Source organism: Clostridium sp. AF02-29 (assembly GCF_934835585.1).
Classification (GTDB): domain Bacteria; phylum Bacillota; class Clostridia; order Lachnospirales; family Lachnospiraceae; genus Otoolea; species Otoolea fessa.
The window spans coordinates 1-15,711 of sequence record NZ_CAKVZK010000016.1; the positions used below are offsets into that span (position 1 = coordinate 1).

Annotated in this window: 13 protein-coding genes and 1 other annotated feature; of the genes, 5 read left to right on the forward strand and 8 right to left on the reverse strand. The window is 52.1% G+C overall.

From position 1 onward, the window contains the following. The first annotated feature begins 297 nt into the window (after nucleotides 1-297). Nucleotides 298-548: a binding site (T-box leader), on the forward strand. Nucleotides 549-737: 189 nt separating this feature from the next. The 3 genes from PUQ60_RS05650 (at nucleotide 738) to PUQ60_RS05660 (ending at nucleotide 3,719) form a co-directional block, all read left to right on the forward strand. Then, nucleotides 738-1,784, forward strand: coding sequence for an ABC transporter substrate-binding protein (locus tag PUQ60_RS05650; RefSeq protein ID WP_273379168.1), 1,047 nt, complete (start codon nucleotides 738-740; stop codon nucleotides 1,782-1,784). Nucleotides 1,785-2,004: 220 nt separating this feature from the next. Beyond that, nucleotides 2,005-2,925, forward strand: coding sequence for a branched-chain amino acid ABC transporter permease (locus PUQ60_RS05655; RefSeq protein WP_022358461.1), 921 nt, complete (start codon nucleotides 2,005-2,007; stop codon nucleotides 2,923-2,925). Beyond that, nucleotides 2,919-3,719 (forward strand): ATP-binding cassette domain-containing protein, encoded by an 801-nt coding sequence (locus PUQ60_RS05660; protein WP_022358462.1) that lies wholly within the window; start codon nucleotides 2,919-2,921, stop codon nucleotides 3,717-3,719. Before PUQ60_RS05655 ends, PUQ60_RS05660 begins: the two co-directional genes overlap by 7 nt. Nucleotides 3,720-3,810: 91 nt before the next feature. Here PUQ60_RS05660 and rsmA read toward each other — a convergent pair whose 3' ends face one another. Genes rsmA through metG form a run of 3 tightly spaced genes read right to left on the reverse strand, consistent with a single transcriptional unit; the run spans nucleotide 3,811 to nucleotide 7,487 of the window. Next, nucleotides 3,811-4,668, reverse strand: a complete 858-nt coding sequence (gene rsmA, locus PUQ60_RS05665) for a 16S rRNA (adenine(1518)-N(6)/adenine(1519)-N(6))-dimethyltransferase RsmA (RefSeq protein WP_118522242.1) — start codon at nucleotides 4,666-4,668, stop codon at nucleotides 3,811-3,813. 38 nt (nucleotides 4,669-4,706) lie between these two features. After that, entirely contained in the window at nucleotides 4,707-5,474 is a 768-nt protein-coding gene (locus tag PUQ60_RS05670; protein ID WP_107000843.1) for a TatD family hydrolase, read from the reverse strand. A 21-nt stretch (nucleotides 5,475-5,495) separates the two neighbouring features. Then, entirely contained in the window at nucleotides 5,496-7,487 is a 1,992-nt protein-coding gene (metG, locus tag PUQ60_RS05675) for a methionine--tRNA ligase (protein WP_273379164.1), read from the reverse strand. 222 nt (nucleotides 7,488-7,709) lie between these two features. On the opposite strand from metG, the gene PUQ60_RS05680 reads away from it, so the two are divergent. After that, a complete protein-coding gene (locus tag PUQ60_RS05680; protein WP_273400906.1) occupies nucleotides 7,710-9,554 on the forward strand; it encodes a DUF885 domain-containing protein in 1,845 nt (614 codons plus the stop codon). Between the two features lie 73 nt (nucleotides 9,555-9,627). On the opposite strand, the gene PUQ60_RS05685 is transcribed toward PUQ60_RS05680, so the two are convergent. The 4 genes from PUQ60_RS05685 to PUQ60_RS05700 all read right to left on the reverse strand — a co-directional run bounded on the left by PUQ60_RS05685 (nucleotide 9,628) and on the right by PUQ60_RS05700 (nucleotide 12,148). Then, a complete protein-coding gene (locus PUQ60_RS05685; RefSeq protein WP_118749162.1) occupies nucleotides 9,628-10,161 on the reverse strand; it encodes a GerMN domain-containing protein in 534 nt (177 codons plus the stop codon). A 105-nt stretch (nucleotides 10,162-10,266) separates the two neighbouring features. Next, nucleotides 10,267-10,728 carry a MarR family transcriptional regulator gene (locus PUQ60_RS05690; protein WP_107000846.1) on the reverse strand — a complete coding sequence of 154 codons (462 nt, stop codon included), beginning with the start codon at nucleotides 10,726-10,728 and terminating at the stop codon, nucleotides 10,267-10,269. 88 nt (nucleotides 10,729-10,816) lie between these two features. After that, on the reverse strand, nucleotides 10,817-11,341 hold the full coding sequence (locus PUQ60_RS05695) for a spore maturation protein (RefSeq protein ID WP_118749161.1): 525 nt from the start codon (nucleotides 11,339-11,341) through the stop codon (nucleotides 10,817-10,819). 165 nt (nucleotides 11,342-11,506) lie between these two features. Next, complete coding sequence (locus PUQ60_RS05700; RefSeq protein WP_270497294.1) at nucleotides 11,507-12,148, reverse strand: nucleoside recognition domain-containing protein; 642 nt, start codon at nucleotides 12,146-12,148, stop codon at nucleotides 11,507-11,509. A gap of 421 nt (nucleotides 12,149-12,569) precedes the next feature. On the opposite strand from PUQ60_RS05700, the gene PUQ60_RS05705 reads away from it, so the two are divergent. Further along, nucleotides 12,570-14,444, forward strand: a complete 1,875-nt coding sequence (locus PUQ60_RS05705) for an ABC-ATPase domain-containing protein (protein ID WP_270497293.1) — start codon at nucleotides 12,570-12,572, stop codon at nucleotides 14,442-14,444. Nucleotides 14,445-14,561: 117 nt separating this feature from the next. Here the strand turns inward: PUQ60_RS05705 and PUQ60_RS05710 are convergent, their stop codons facing one another. Then, nucleotides 14,562-15,668, reverse strand: coding sequence for a nitronate monooxygenase family protein (locus PUQ60_RS05710; protein ID WP_107000849.1), 1,107 nt, complete (start codon nucleotides 15,666-15,668; stop codon nucleotides 14,562-14,564). Nucleotides 15,669-15,711: the final 43 nt, after the last annotated feature.

Here is a 15,711-nt window from a genome sequence, read left to right on the forward strand (position 1 = left end):
CCAGTGACACGAGGATTTTCAGTCCTCTGCTCTACCAACTGAGCTATCTGGGCATCCTGAGGAATCCTGTGATTCTCATGTTCGCTCTTGTTCAGCGACATGCATTATTATACTAAAGGGGACTGCGATTGTCAAGGATTTTTTTGAACTTTTGCAAAAACTTTTGCAAAAACTTTTTAAGCTTCACTACCTGGCAGTTACAGTTCACACATTATGTAAACTTAATGCAAAATCATCCAAATTTTAGAGTTGACAAATCTACTCCGTTGTGTTTATAATTCAGATAACGAAAACACAGAGAAACCGATGAGGAAGAGGAGTATCTGACCTATGTATCGCCACAGAGAGTTCCGGATGGTGGAAACGGAACGCCTTACCGTCAGTGAATGGACTTCCGAGGGCAGCCTTGAACGATTGCTTCAGTAGGGGCTGACGGGACCCCACCCGTTATCCATCGGGGCACGTATGATGGTACGTGTAAGCGAGTGGACATTTTCACAAATGTCAATTTGGGTGGTATCGCAGAAGTTTACGCTTTTGTCCCATGTATGGGGACAGAGGCGTTTTTTAGTTTCTGGAAACATTCTCAGTAAAATCTTTCATCACGGCGCGCGGCGCCAAACCAAAGAGAATCTTCTTTCCAGACACATTCTTTACTCTGCTCCGGCAAGGCAGACTGATACATCTGCCATCCAAAACAAATATCAAAATAAGAATAAAGAATGGAGAAAATGACTATGAAAAAGAATCTGAAAAAATTATTTGCACTTGGATGCACCGCAGCCCTGACACTGACAACCGCAGGATGCTCTTCCAGCACATCCAGCAACGCTTCCGAAGCAGACACCACCGCCGAAACCTCTCAGGAAGCTTCCGCGGACAAAAAAATTTATAATGTAGCGATTGTCAAACAGCTCGACCACGCTTCCCTCGATGAGATTGCAAATGCAGTCGAGGCAGAGTTAGATAAAATCGCCGAGGATAACAATGTAGCCATTTACTACGAACTGTACTCCGGCCAGAATGACCAGACAACCTTAAAGCAGATTGGTGATCAGGCGGTTGCTGACGGTGTTGACGCCATCATCCCGATTGCAACCCTGGCTGCACAGGTAGCGACCGTATCCGCACAGCAGACCCAGACACCGGTTGTCTACGCCGCTGTTTCCGATCCGGAAGCCGCTGAGCTGACCGGCATCGACTATGTAACCGGTACCAGCGATGCGCTGAACACCGAGAAAATCATGGATATGATTTTTGCCGCAAACCCAGATGTTAAAAATGTGGGGCTTTTATATTCCTTATCTGAGGCAAACTCAACCAAACCGATCGCGGATGCAAAGGCATACTTAGATGAAAAAGGCATCTCCTACACCGAGCAGACTGCAAATACCAACGACGAAGTAATTACCGCTGCCTCCTCCCTGGTTGCTGACAAAGTAGACGCTGTCTTCACTCCTACCGACAATGTCATCATGGCAGCTGAGCTGGCTATCTTCAAGGATCTGGCCGATGCAGGCATCCCGCACTATGCCGGCGCTGATTCTTTCGTCCGCAATGGCGCATTTGCCACCTGCGGCGTCAACTACACGGCTCTTGGTACACAGACCGCTGACCTTGCTTATCAGGCAATCACCGAAGGCATGGACGGCATGGAAGACTACTACACCGCAGAAGGCGGCATCGTAACCGTAAATACCGAGACTGCAGAAGCCCTGAATATTGACACAGCTGTATTCAAAGACTTTGGCGATGTTGTAGAGGTTACAACCACCGAGGACTAACATCCTCATCCGATGGCACTTTGTTTTTCATTTGCCTGAGATTTGTTTCATAACCGATCCACCAATTTTTACATATTATAATGTTTGACTGACTTTCATGTACTCTCAGAGCCGTAAGACAGACCAGACGCCAGCCGCATCCCCCCGCTTACCACGCGGCTGGCGCATCTGCCTTATGAACGCTCTGGGAGTACCGATCATTCTACGGAGGTAATTTCCCATGCTTCATATTTTACAAACCGCTCTGGAACTGGGATTTCTGTATGCGCTGGTGCCGATGGCGCTGTTCTTGAGTTTCCGCATACTGGACATCGCGGATATGACGACGGACGGCTGTTTCGTCCTCGGCACAGCGGTATCCGTCACAATGGCTGCGGCAGGGCATCCATTTCTCGCGGTTCCGGCTGCCATGCTTGCAGGCATCTGCGCCGGATTTGTCACCGCATTTCAGCAGACCCGTCTCGGCGTGCCGTCCATTCTCGCCGGTATCATCACCAATATGGGACTCTACACCATCAATCTGATGGTAATGGGCTGGAGTGCCAACGTGAGTCTTTTAAAGACAGAGACCATCTTTTCCCTGCTTCAGAAAACCGGTATCGGGGGTGACTGGTATGAAGCACTTCTGGCAATCTGCGTAACTGTGCTTGCGGGCGCACTGCTCGTCTATTTTCTCGGTACCCGTCTGGGACTCTCCATCCGGGCAACCGGCAACAACATTGACATGGTGCGCGCCTCCTCGATCAACCCGACATTTACCATTACAGTCGGCTTATGCATCGCCAATGCGCTGACCGCACTCTCCGGCGCAATGGTCGGTCAGTATCAGAATACCGCCGACATCAACGGCGGCACGGGTATCGTCGTGATCGGTCTTGCCTGCCTGATCATCGGTGAAACCGTCCTCGGACGCCGCGGCGTGGCAAGAGGTGTCATCGCCACCGTCATCGGTTCGATTATTTACCGTTTTATCTACGCTATCGTCCTGTATACAAAAATCATGCCTGTACAGGGGCTGAAACTGGTCACCGCTGTGATCGTAGCGCTGGCAATCGCATTTCCGACGATCCGGAAATGGGCGGCATTCCAGACACGTAAAAATGCAGCGGCACGCCGGAAGGGAGGACACGGAGCATGTTAAATATTCAGTCGATATCAAAAACCTTTAATCCGGGAACTGTCAACGCCAAACAGGCGCTCTCCGGGCTGTCCCTGCATCTGGATCACGGAGATTTCGTGACAATCATCGGTTCCAACGGCGCCGGAAAATCGACCCTGTTCAATGCGATTGCCGGCAGCTTCTACGTCGATGACGGCTTTATCGAGCTGGACGGCGAGGACATCACCTATATGCCGGAGCACAAGCGCAGCCTGATGGTCGGCCGCCTCTTCCAGGACCCGTTAAAGGGAACGGCGCCGGGCATGACGATCGAAGAGAATCTTGCCCTCGCCTATCTGCGGACTGCAAAGGGAAAATCGCCATTTTCCCGCATTTCCAAGAAAGATAAAGATGCGTTCCGCGAACGCCTCTCCCTCTTAAATATGGGGCTTGAAGACCGGATGACCCAGCCGGTCGGACTTCTCTCCGGCGGTCAGCGCCAGGCGCTCACCCTGCTCATGGCAACCCTCATCACGCCGAAGCTTCTGCTGCTCGATGAGCACACTGCCGCCCTCGATCCGGGAACAGCTGAAAAAGTACTGGAGCTGACGAAAAATATCGTTGCTGAGGAGAAAATCACCTGCCTGATGATCACCCACAATATGAATCAGGCTCTGGAGCTCGGAAACCGCACGCTCATGATGGCAAACGGAAATATCGTGCTCGACGTCGGCGGCGCAGAGCGCGCTTCCATGACTGTCGAGGATCTGATCGCCCGCTTCAAGACCGGCGCAGGCCACGCGCTGGATAATGACCGGATCTTATTGTCGGAATAATTTTAAAAAAGCAAAAAATTCAAAAAGTCCCATCCTTTCAGATTTGAATCTGCATAAGGATGGGACTTTTTTATATTTCTCTTATCAATTTCTATTTTCCAAGCACATCCGAAAGCGCTGCAAACTGCGCCAGCGTCAGCGTCTCGCCGCGCACGGACGGGGAAAGTCCCAGCGACTCGATTGCGGCTGCGATCTCTTCCTTGCTAAAGGAGAGATCCTGCGCGTTGGAAAGCCCGTTCTGCAGGGTTTTCCGGCGCTGGTTGAAGGACGCGCGGATGAGACGGAACATTAAATCTTTATCCTTTACCTCCACCGGCGGCTTCGCATGGCGGGTCAGACGGATGACCGCTGAGCCCACATTCGGACGCGGAATGAAACAGTTCGGCGGCACATTTGCCACGATGTATGGCTCGGCATAATACTGAACCGCCAGCGACAGCGCGCCGTAATCCTTCGAGCCAGGACCAACCTGCATCCGGTCTGCGACCTCTTTCTGCACCATAACCGTAATATTGTCGATCGGCGCGCCGCTCTCAAACAGCCCCATGATGATCGGGGTCGTGATATAGTACGGCAGGTTCGCCACGACCTTAACCGGACGTCCGCCGCCTTTTTCTTCCGCCATTTTTTTAATGTCAATCTTTAAAATATCTTCATTGATAACAGTTACATTTTCGCAGTCCTGAAGCGTATCTTTTAAGATCGGAATCAGATTTGTGTCGATCTCCACGGCGATGACCTGTCCTGCCGCCTGTGAAAGGCGCTGTGTCATCGTACCGATGCCAGGACCGACTTCCAGGACGGTGTCCTCCTTGGTCATGCCCGCCGCTGAGATAATCTTGTCCAGCACGTGCGTATCAATCAGAAAATTCTGACCGAATTTTTTCTGGAAGGCAAAATTGTATTTCTGTATTACTTCGATTGTATTCTTCGGGTTTCCAAGATCCATTCCGAAAATCCTTTCCCGGGTGTCCGGGACACCCCTTTTTACGGTAACCGGTACAGCCTCCGCGCATTCTCTTCAGTCGCACGGACGATCTCTTCCGGTGTACATTTCTTGATTTCTGCCAGCTTTTCCGCCACATATGGCAGGTTCAGTGAGGAGTTGCGTTTGCCGCGGTTGGGAACCGGAGCGAGGTAGGGGCAGTCGGTTTCGAGTACCAGACGGTCGAGCGGCGCCATCTCGGCTACTTCCAGAAGCTTTTTCGCGTTCTTGAAGGTCAGTACGCCGCCGATGCCTAAGTAAAAGCCCATCTTTAAATACTCTGCCGCCATCTCTTTTCCATAGGAGAAGCAATGAATCACACCGCCTATCTCCCCGGAGTGCTCTTCCTTCATGATATCGAGCGTATCCTTCGCCGCGTCGCGGCTGTGGATGATGACTGGAAGTTTTAATTCCCGCGCCAGATTTAACTGGCGGTGGAACCATTTCTTCTGGGTCTCATGATCCGGCTCTTCCCAGTAATAGTCGAGACCGATCTCGCCGATCGCCACGATCTTCCCGGACTGTGCCAGCACACGGAGTTCGGCAAATTTTTCCTCGTCAAGCTCCGCCGTGCTGCTCGGATGGACACCTGCTGCCCCATAGATAAACGGATATTTTTCCGTCAGGGCAATCGTCGTCTTCGTGCTTTCCATATCCGCGCCGACATTAACGACCGTGCCGATCCCGCCTGCTGCCAGACCGGAAAGCAGTTCTTCCCGGTCCCCGTCAAACGCCTCATCATCGTAATGAGCGTGTGTATCAAATATCATATAAGTTATATTCCTTTTTTCTTAGCAGATCTCCGCACCCGCCGGCATCTCTTTCTCCGTTGTCATCAGGGACAGCTTTCCGTCTGCATCCTCAGCACACAAAATCATGCCCTCGGAGAGCAGACCTGCCAATTTCGCCGGTTTTAAGTTGGTCACAACCATGACTCTCTTGCCGACCATCTCCTCCGGGGAGTAGGAATGCTTGATGCCGCTGATGATCTGGCGCACTTTGCTTCCGACCTGAACCTGGGAGCAGAGAAGCTTCTTGGACTTCGGAACAGCCTCGCAGGAGAGGATCACGCCAACCTGGAACTGCAGTTTTGCAAAATCATCGTAGGTAATCTCTGCTTTCGGCTCGATATCGATGCCCTCGGCTTTCTCGTCCTCTTCCTTCTCCGGCTCTGCCTTTGCAGCAACTGCCTTCTTCTGCTCTTCCTGGATAACTTTGACTTTCTTCATCACATCGTCGAGTTTCAGGCGGGCAAAGAGAACCTCCGGCTCCTCAGTCACCTTATTTCCGGACGGATAACGGCCAAATTCATCCATCTGTGGCAGTTCACGTTTTACGGTATTTAATTCTTTTAAGATCTTCTCCGAGGTCTCCGGCATGAAGGATTCAAGCAGGGACGCACCGATCGTGATAGACTCAACCAGGTTGTAGAGAACAGTCGCAAGACGATCCTGCTTGTCCTCTTCCTTTGCCAGAATCCACGGGGTTGTCTCGTCAATGTATTTGTTGCTGCGGCGGAAAATATTGAAGATCTCGGTGATCGCATCGGCAACGCGCAGCTTATCCATCTTCTCATCGACCTTGCGGACTGCTTCCAGCACTACCTTCTTCAGATCCTCGTCCACCGGCTCCGTCACGCCCTTGTCGGCTACCACGCCGCCAAAGTACTGGTTCGTCATCGATACCGTTCTCTTTACGAGGTTGCCGAGGATATTTGCCAGATCCGAGTTCAGTCTCTCTACCATCAGCTCCCAGGTAATAACGCCGTCGTTCTCAAACGGCATCTCATGCAGAACGAAGTAGCGGACTGCATCCACGCCAAAGAAATCAACCAGTGTATCGGCGTAAATCACATTTCCCTTGGATTTACTCATCTTGCCGTCGCCCTGTAACAGCCACGGATGACCAAATACCTGCTTTGGAAGCGGCAGGTCGAGTGCCATCAAAAAGATCGGCCAGTAAATGGTATGGAAACGGATAATATCCTTACCAATCAGATGCAGGTCTGCCGGCCAGTATTTCTTGAACAGCTCGCCGCTCTCGCCGTCGCAGTCATATCCAAGACCGGTGATATAGTTGGTCAGTGCATCCAGCCATACATATACAACGTGCTTTGGGTCGAAATCAACCGGAATCCCCCATTTAAAGGAAGTACGGGAAACACACAGATCCTGCAGGCCCGGAAGCAGGAAGTTGTTCATCATCTCATTTTTACGGGAAACCGGCTGGATGAACTCCGGGTGCTCATTGATATAATCGATAAGTCTCTGCGCATATTTGCTCATACGGAAGAAATATGCCTCTTCCTTCGCCGGCTGTACCGGGCGTCCGCAGTCCGGGCATTTGCCGTCTACGATCTGGGACTGGGTCCAGAAGGACTCGCACGGGGTACAGTAAAGTCCCTCGTAGCAGCTCTTGTAAATATCGCCCTGATCATAGAGCTTCTTGAAAATCTTCTTTACCTGCGCCTCATGATCCTCGTCGGTGGTGCGGATAAATTTGTCGTAGGATGTATTCATCAGATCCCAGATCGTCTTGATCTCACCCGCCACGTTATCGACAAACTGCTTCGGCGTGATGCCAGCCTCATCTGCCTTTAACTCGATCTTCTGACCATGCTCATCGGTGCCCGTCTGGAAACGCACATCGTAGCCCTGCGCTCTCTTGTAGCGAGCAATGCTGTCCGCCAGCACGATCTCATAGGTATTTCCGATATGCGGTTTGCCCGATGTATAGGCAATCGCAGTTGTTATATAGTAAGGTTTCTTACAGTTCTGACACATTTATCATGCCCTCCTTATTAAAATTGCGCTTTAAATTGTGTTCTTCACAAAAAAAGCCTCTAACCGCCCATGGTCTTCCATCTGCGATTAAAGGCAAGCCACCTTCTTTTCTCTGCCTTTTCTTCATATATAAATATATAGATTAAGTCTATCTGTTTTGCATCCCTTTGTCAAGTATGGTATACTTGCAGACATATATATTTGTTTTGGAGGTATTATATTATGCAGAAACGCTTTTCCTTCCCGCCCCTGCCGCGCACAGCGCTCGCGATCGCTGCAGCTGCTGCCCTGGCGCTCTCCGGATGCGCTGGTTCTTCCGGCTCAGGAACCCCCGCCGAATCCTACGCCGCTTCCGGGCAGACTGGTTCTCCTTCCAATGCATCGTCCGATGCTGCCAGCGAACAGGCGCGTTTTGATGCGTTTCTGGCACACCAGTTTCAAGAAAGCGTGCAGGACGATCCGCTCTCCCTTCATTTTCTTGTCCGGAATCCGGAAAATTACGGTATCACCGAACCGGAGATGAAATTTCCAGAATATTCCCTGGAACAGCTTCAAAAGGATTCCGAGGAAAACGCGGCCGTTCTTGAGGAACTTTCTTCCTTCGATACCTCTCTCTTGACCTCCGACCAGCTTTTCACCTACCGGATGATGAAGGACACACTGGAGACGGAAGCCGGCTCGAGGGGACTGGAACTCTACAATCAGCCGTTAAGCGCCCTGATCGGCACGCAGGCGGAACTTCCGACCTTATTAGCCGAATACACATTTTACAACCGTGCCGACATCGACCATTACCTGGCACTGCTTTCTCAGATCGACACATATTACAAGCAGCTCGCAGCGTATGAACAGGCGCAGGCAGACGCCGGTCTCGCACCGTCCGACGACACCATCGACCGGATTTTAAAATCCTGTAAAAGCTACCTCATCCGCCCGGAAAACAGCCTGCTGACGGAAACATTTGCCTCCCGCTTAAATGCGGTTGAGGGCTTAAGCGATGCAGAAAAGGCGTCCTACAAAGCAAAACATCTGACCATTTTAAAGGAACACTTTATCCCGGCATATACAAACCTCTCTAAAGCACTGGAATCGCTCAAGGGCTCCCATCCGGAGACAGGAGGACTTAGCACCTACGAACACGGCAGGGAGTATTATGCCTATCTTGCGGCGGCGCTGACCGGCACAGATTCTTCGGTCGATGCGCTCAAAACGCGGATTGAGAAGCAGATGCAGGCAGATTTATCCGAAATCCGCGTCCGCTTAAAGGAACATCCGGAACTCGTCCGTCAGATGACCGACTCTGCCATCACACTCTCCGATCCGGATGAGATCCTTCAGAATTTACAGGTGCAGATTCAGGATGATTTCCCGGCGCTTACAGATACCTCCTACACGCTCAAATACGTCCCGGAAGCGCTGGAATCTTCCCTGTCCCCGGCCTTTTTCCTCGTACCGCCGATCGATTCCGACGGTTCCAACACCATTTACATCAACGAAAAAGCAAGCACTGAGCAGAACCTCTACACCATGCTGGCGCACGAGGGCTATCCGGGGCATCTCTACCAGTCGGCTTATTTCAATGACCGGGAGCCGGTTCCGGTACGGCGGCTTCTTGCCTGCGGCGGCTACAACGAAGGCTGGGGACTCTACAGCGAACTGTACGCCTACTCCTTCGACAACGGACTGCCGGAAGCGGTCAAACCGCTGATGCGCTGCAGCGAAGCCAGCAGCTACGGGCTGTACGCGCTTCTCGACATCTGCATCCACTATGATGGCTGGGATCTCGCCACAACCACCAGTTATCTGGAAAATTCCTACGGATTTACGGATCCGGAATCCGCGCGCGAGATATACCTAGCAATCATTGATAATCCGGGCAATTACCTGAAATACTATACCGGCTATCTGGAAATCCTGACCATGCGCCAGGAAGCCGAGGAGGTGCTTGAAAACAAATTCAACGCCAAGAGCTTCCACCAGTTCATCCTGAACATGGACGGCGCTTCCTTCCGGGTCATCAAACCGTATTTTCAAACATGGCTGATGACGGAGAAATTACACGTATAAGAGAAAAAGAGCGGAGTCTCCCTGTATGCATCCGCATACTTCAGAGATCCCGCTCTTTTCGCATTTTCATGCTTTAATTTACTTTCTTGTAATTCTTCTCAAAGCTCATCGGACCGTCGCCGATCTTCTCGCCTGCTACGCTCAACTCCAGCGTCTTTGCCTCGTAGTTCTGGATAAATGTATTGGCAATCGCCATGACAACCAGCTTGTCAGAGGACTCCTTTAAGGAGGAGAGATCCAGCGTCAGTGCGCCGTCCTTCTGCTCAAATTTATCCACGGTGATTCCCTCTTCAATGACGCCCATCTCTGCCATCTTATCAAGCAGTTCCTGTGCATCCAGCTCATCGCCGTCAATGCCATCCATATTCTGTTTTAAGCCGCTCTTATCAGATTTTACAGAATATACGCAAACCGTTACCGTCGGATCTGCATCCGTTACCACCATGCTTTCTTTCTCAGCCACGCCATCTACAGTCTCCTGCTGCGCCGCACCTGCCGGGGCAGTTCCATGTTCGCTGGTTTCTCCTGTATTTCTTGCCGTCGGCGCACATGCGCCCAGAACAGCTGCCATCATAAGACCAGCTGCCATTACCATAAATTTCTTCATAATGTACCTCCTTGTATTCTCCTCGCAGCAGTTGCTTCACGGTTTTCGCAACCGTTTTTGTCTTTCACACCTGTTTCCATCCAGTGCAGACTACATCCCTTCTTTTTACCGCTGCCCATCCTTACTCCTAAACCACTGATTCAGCTTCATCAGCGCCTTTACCAACGTCTGCATCTCATCTTCCGACAGATCGCTTGTCAGGCTCTCGATCATCTCCCGGTGGAACCGGGCGTGATGCCCATACGCTTTTCTGCCCCGCTCTGAAAGAGAAATATATACGACCCGCCGATCCTCGAGTCCCCGGCTTCGTTCCACATAGCCTTTTTTGACCAGGCTGTTCATGGCAATCGTGAGCGTTCCCACCGTAACGGACAGTTCTCTGGCAATCGATGACATATTTTTCGGTTCACCAATCCCGATCGCTTCGATCACATGCATATCGTTATTCGTGATGTCTTTAAACTCCGGCGTAATGATTACCTTCTGTTCTATGTCCATCACATCGCGGAACAGCGTCACCAGAAGCTCATTCAGCGTCTCATAATTTCCCACAGTTTTCCCTCTCATCCTTGGTTTCAGCGCGCAAAACGGCAATTTACCCTACCGATTATACAATATTCTGTGCGGCAAGACAACTAGCAAATTTCTTACATCTTCATACCATGGCACTACATAAGATACTCGCCACAAGCCCCGCGAACGTTGCAATCAGCGCCCCCGCAAGCGTCCATCGCGTCTTTGAGATCCGCACGGTCAGATAGTAGACACTCATCGTATAAAAAACCGTCTCCGTGCAGCTCTCAAGAACCGACACCATCATGCCGAGCCGCGAATCGGGTCCATACGTTTTAAAAATATCTAAGAGCAGCCCCGTCGCCGCCGAACTGGACACCAGACGCACCAGAAGCAGCGGAACCACCTGTGCCGGTATATGCAGAAATGCCGCCGGTCCCGCCAGCACCCCGGAGAGGAAATCGAGAAAACCGGAGGTCCGAAGCACGCCGACCGCCGCCATCAGTCCCACCAGCGTCGGCAGGATTCCAGCCACCGTTTTAAGCCCCGCAAGCGCCCCTTCGATAAAATCATCAAAAACCGGGCGTTTCTGAAGCACCGCAAACCCAACGATATAAAACAAAACAACCGGAACCAGGTATTCAGAGAGGTAATTGATGCAGCGCATTTGACGGCTCCCGTGTCTATACTTGTTTTATATGTATGGTTTGAATCCGCGTTCTATGATAACGGATCTGTTTCCAGCGCCCCTTATTTTAACAAGGGCATTATAGGGGATAAATTTGTTTTTTGTGTGAAATTTCCCCCCCTACATGACGCCAAATTGCGTTTTCTATTTCCAGCCATCCTTTTTTATTGATTTATATTGCTTTCTCCTGCACATCACGCGGCACACCGCCACTCCTGCCAGAGTGCTGATACAGGTCGCCAGGAACGCCGGGCCGGCCACTGCCAGCGGGTGCGTCGATCCGTACTGGCTCCGGTAGGCAATCATATTGATAGGAATGAGCTGCAGCGATGAAATATTTACGACCAGAAACGTACACATTTCATCGCTCGCCGTTCCCTGTGTGACCGCCGCCGGATCCCCCGCCGCTCTCCGTTCCTCCTCCAGTTCTTCCAGCTCCTTCATCGCCGTAAGCCCCGCCGGGGTCGCCGCCCAGCCAAGCCCCAGCATATTGGCAATCATATTGGCGGCCATCGAAGAAAGCGCCGGATGACCCGCTGGAATGCGCGGAAAGAGGAAATGAAGCACCGGCCGCATCCCCGCCGACAACTGCTCAATCAGCCCCGCCCGCCGTCCGATCTCCAAAATTCCCGTCCAAAACGCCATCACCCCCAGCATCGTGATTCCCAGCGAGACTGCATCCCCCGCCGCTGCAAGCATTCCCTCCGTCACCGCCCCCAGCGTCCCATGCACCGCCGCCCAGCCAAGCCCCGTAAGCATCATAAACGCCCAGAGTGCATTTAACATGCATCTACCTCCCTACTGTCATATGGTACGCTCAGAACATTTTATACTCAGACAAGTATAAAAAGACGTCAAATATACACCATCATAAATAGATAGTTACTGTTCACGCATACGTGCCCAGTAACAGAATTTGCCGTGGCTCCGCATTTAAATACGGCAAATTCCTGCTGCCACCACGTTTTCTTACGGCACTTTCGGTTCCAAAAGTGCCTACCCGTGTACAGTAACAATAGATACAATTATATCGTTTCTTTTCGTCCATTCCGCTTGCATTTCAGAATTTGGATCTTTAAAATAAGAACTATCATCTCCTTCACATGACAGATATTCTTTGAAAAAGGCCATTTTATATGGATTCTCCTGCCAAAAACCGTGAAGACATTGAAATATGATTTAATATTATGAAAACGAGGTATTCAGAATGAAACAATCCGCAGATTTAAAGCGTCTCCTCACCTCCATCGATCACAAAAGCTATCCGGCTTACAAGGACGTGCGCGGCGCTTATGATTTTAATACGTATATTTTATCCATCGACCATGTACAGGGTGACCCGTTTGCGTCTCCTTCCAAGGTCAGTATCCAGGTCCGCCACGCGAAAGCCGGATTTCCGGCAGAACTCTTTGATACGCCGTGGAAAAAAACAGCGCTTGAAGATTACCTGCTCCGCTGTTTTTCCCGTGAAATCGGTCGTCTTTCTTTCAAGGCAAAAGGTTCTGGAAAAAGTGGTCTGATCGCCACCAGCCGCCCCGGTCAGGAGGTTCTCTCCCGGACCGCCTGCGAGATCGGGAGAAATGAGATTACAGCCCGTTTTGAGGTTGGTTTCCCGGCATTCGGGCGCACCATCAACTCCGGTGAACTGATCCGGATTTTCTTTGATTTTCTTCCAGGCTGTGTCGAAAACGTCTTTTTCTACCGCCGCCAGAACACCGCTGAAATCAAAAAACGCATCACGCTGGCAGACGACCAGCAATTTATCCGCAATGAGCTGAAACGCTTAGATCTCGTCTCCTTCGTCGCAGACGGCTCAATCCTGCCGCGTGAAACCGGCGTCTCCGACCGTCCGATGAAGGGCAGTGTTGCGTTCCATTCCCCGGATTCCTTAAGAATCACTCTGAATCTTCCGGGACACGGTCCGATCTCCGGCATGGCAATCCACCGCGGCATCACCCTGATCGTAGGCGGCGGCTACCACGGCAAATCCACACTGCTAAAAGCGCTGGAATCCGGCGTCTACAACCATATTCCAGGGGATGGACGTGAATATGTCATCACCGATGAAACCGCAGTCAAGCTGCGCGCCGAGGATGGGCGCAGCATCAACCACGTTGATATTTCCCTCTTTATCCGGGATCTGCCGAACAAAAAAGACACCACCTGCTTTTCCACCGCCGATGCCAGCGGCAGTACCTCCCAGGCGGCAGCTGTGATCGAAAGCATTGAAGCGGGAACCCGCGCTTTCCTGATCGACGAGGACACCTCCGCTACCAACTTCATGCTGCGGGACGACCTGATGCAGCGCATCGTCAGCCGCGATAAAGAGCCGATCACCCCGTTCATCGAACGCGCCCGCGATCTCTACAAGCAGGCAGGCATCTCCACCGTCCTCGTAGCCGGAAGCTCCGGCGCCTACTTCTTCATCGCAGACACTATTATCCAGATGGATGCATACCGCCCGTTTGATATCACGGAGATGGTAAAAAATGCATGCGAACAGGAGGCTTCCAAACCCGCCATCCAGGCGCCTGGGTTCAAGCTCCCGACGGCTGGACGGAAGCTGGCGGCTGGCGGAACAGGACGGGCTGTGGGCGCGATGGCGCTGGATTTTGGCGACAGCCGCGCAGAAGCTGGAGGTGAATCTCAGGAAGAGGGCGAAAACAGCGGTCGTTCTGGACGGTTTGGCAATCGCGGCGGCAGCGCCTCCGATGCAGGACGTTTTGAACGCGGTCGCGGAGGACGCCGCGAAGCTGACCGAAATTCCGACCGGAACACGCGTATCAAAGTCCGTGTCCACGACAAACACTCTTTCCAGGTTGCCAAAGAGCCGGTCGATCTGCGCTTCGTCGAACAGCTTGCCGACAGCGAGCAGACCGCCGCACTCGCCCAGATGGTGCGCTACTGCCTGGAAAAAGGCCTTCTGGAGCGCTGCACCGTACAGGAAACGGTTGCCACACTCTTAAAAGCCTATGAAGCAGACGGGCTCTCTGTGTTCAGCGATGCTTCATATGCCGCCATGGGACTGGCAATGCCGCGCGTGCAGGAAATTTATGCTTGTTTGAATCGTTTTAGGGGATGATTGGATACACAAAAGAGGGCTGCATTTTGCAAGCCCTCTCTTTATATTTTTGCATTTTTCACTGAACTATTTGCAAATTTCATCTTGGCTCATCCCTGAACCCTGCCAAAATCTATCCTACCCTTCGCACAGCGCCCGCATCACGCCCTCAACCGTCTCGATTTTCTCTGCTCTCCACGCGTTTCCGCCGCAGAAAATCAGAGCATGATCCTCATCACCGCGGGCGGCATTGACAAGTGCCTGTGTGATGCAGTACGGGATCTTCGCCGGATCACAGTGTTCCAGACACTGGTAACAGTGTGTCACTGCCTGTCTTCCTTTTTCCAGTTCTTTTAAGAACGCATTCTTGATCGCACGTCCCGGCATGCCGACCGGACTTTTGACAATCACGATGTCCTCTTCCTTCGCATCCAGATATGCCTGCTTATATGCCATCGGTGCATCGCATTCCTCGGTTGTCACAAAACGGGTTGCCACCTGCACGCCGTCCGCGCCAAGCTCCATCTGGTGCATCACATCCGCATGGTCATAGATGCCGCCAGCCGTCACAACCGGAATCGATTTGCCATATTTCTGCGCGTATTTTTTAACCAGCGCGATAATTCCCCGCACTTCCTCGTCATATTCCGCCTGATGGAATGTCTCGGCTGCGTGCGGCGTGTCTACCTCCAGCTCGGTCAGCTTCTCACGGTCAAATCCCAGATGTCCGCCCGCCAGCGGTCCCTCAACGACCACCAGATCCGGTGCGGTCTGGTACTTGCGGTCCCACATCCGGCAGATGACCGTCGCCGCCTTAACGGAGGAAACGATCGGCGCAATCTTCGTCGCCGTCCCTTTCACATACTCCGGCAGGGAAACAGGAAGTCCTGCGCCCGATATGATCAGGTCAGCGCCCGCCTTGACCGCCGTTTTAACGTACTCCGCATAGTTTTTCGTCGCCACCATGATATTAAAGCCCACGATGCCGCCCTTCGCGATCGCGCGCGCCTTCTGCAACTCTGAACCGATCGCGCGTAGGTTTGCCTCCTGCGGATGCTCGGCAAAATCCGGCTCCCGGAAACCGATCTGGGCAGTGGAAATAATGCCGATGCCGCCGGCCCCCGCCACGGCTCCTGCCAGCGAGGACAGGCTGATGCCAACCCCCATACCGCCCTGGATGATCGGAAGCTTCGCCGTCAGATCACCAATTTTCAGCGGTTTTAACTGTGATAAAATTGTACTCATACGATCTCCTATATTCACAAAGGGGACCGCCGCGCGGCAACCC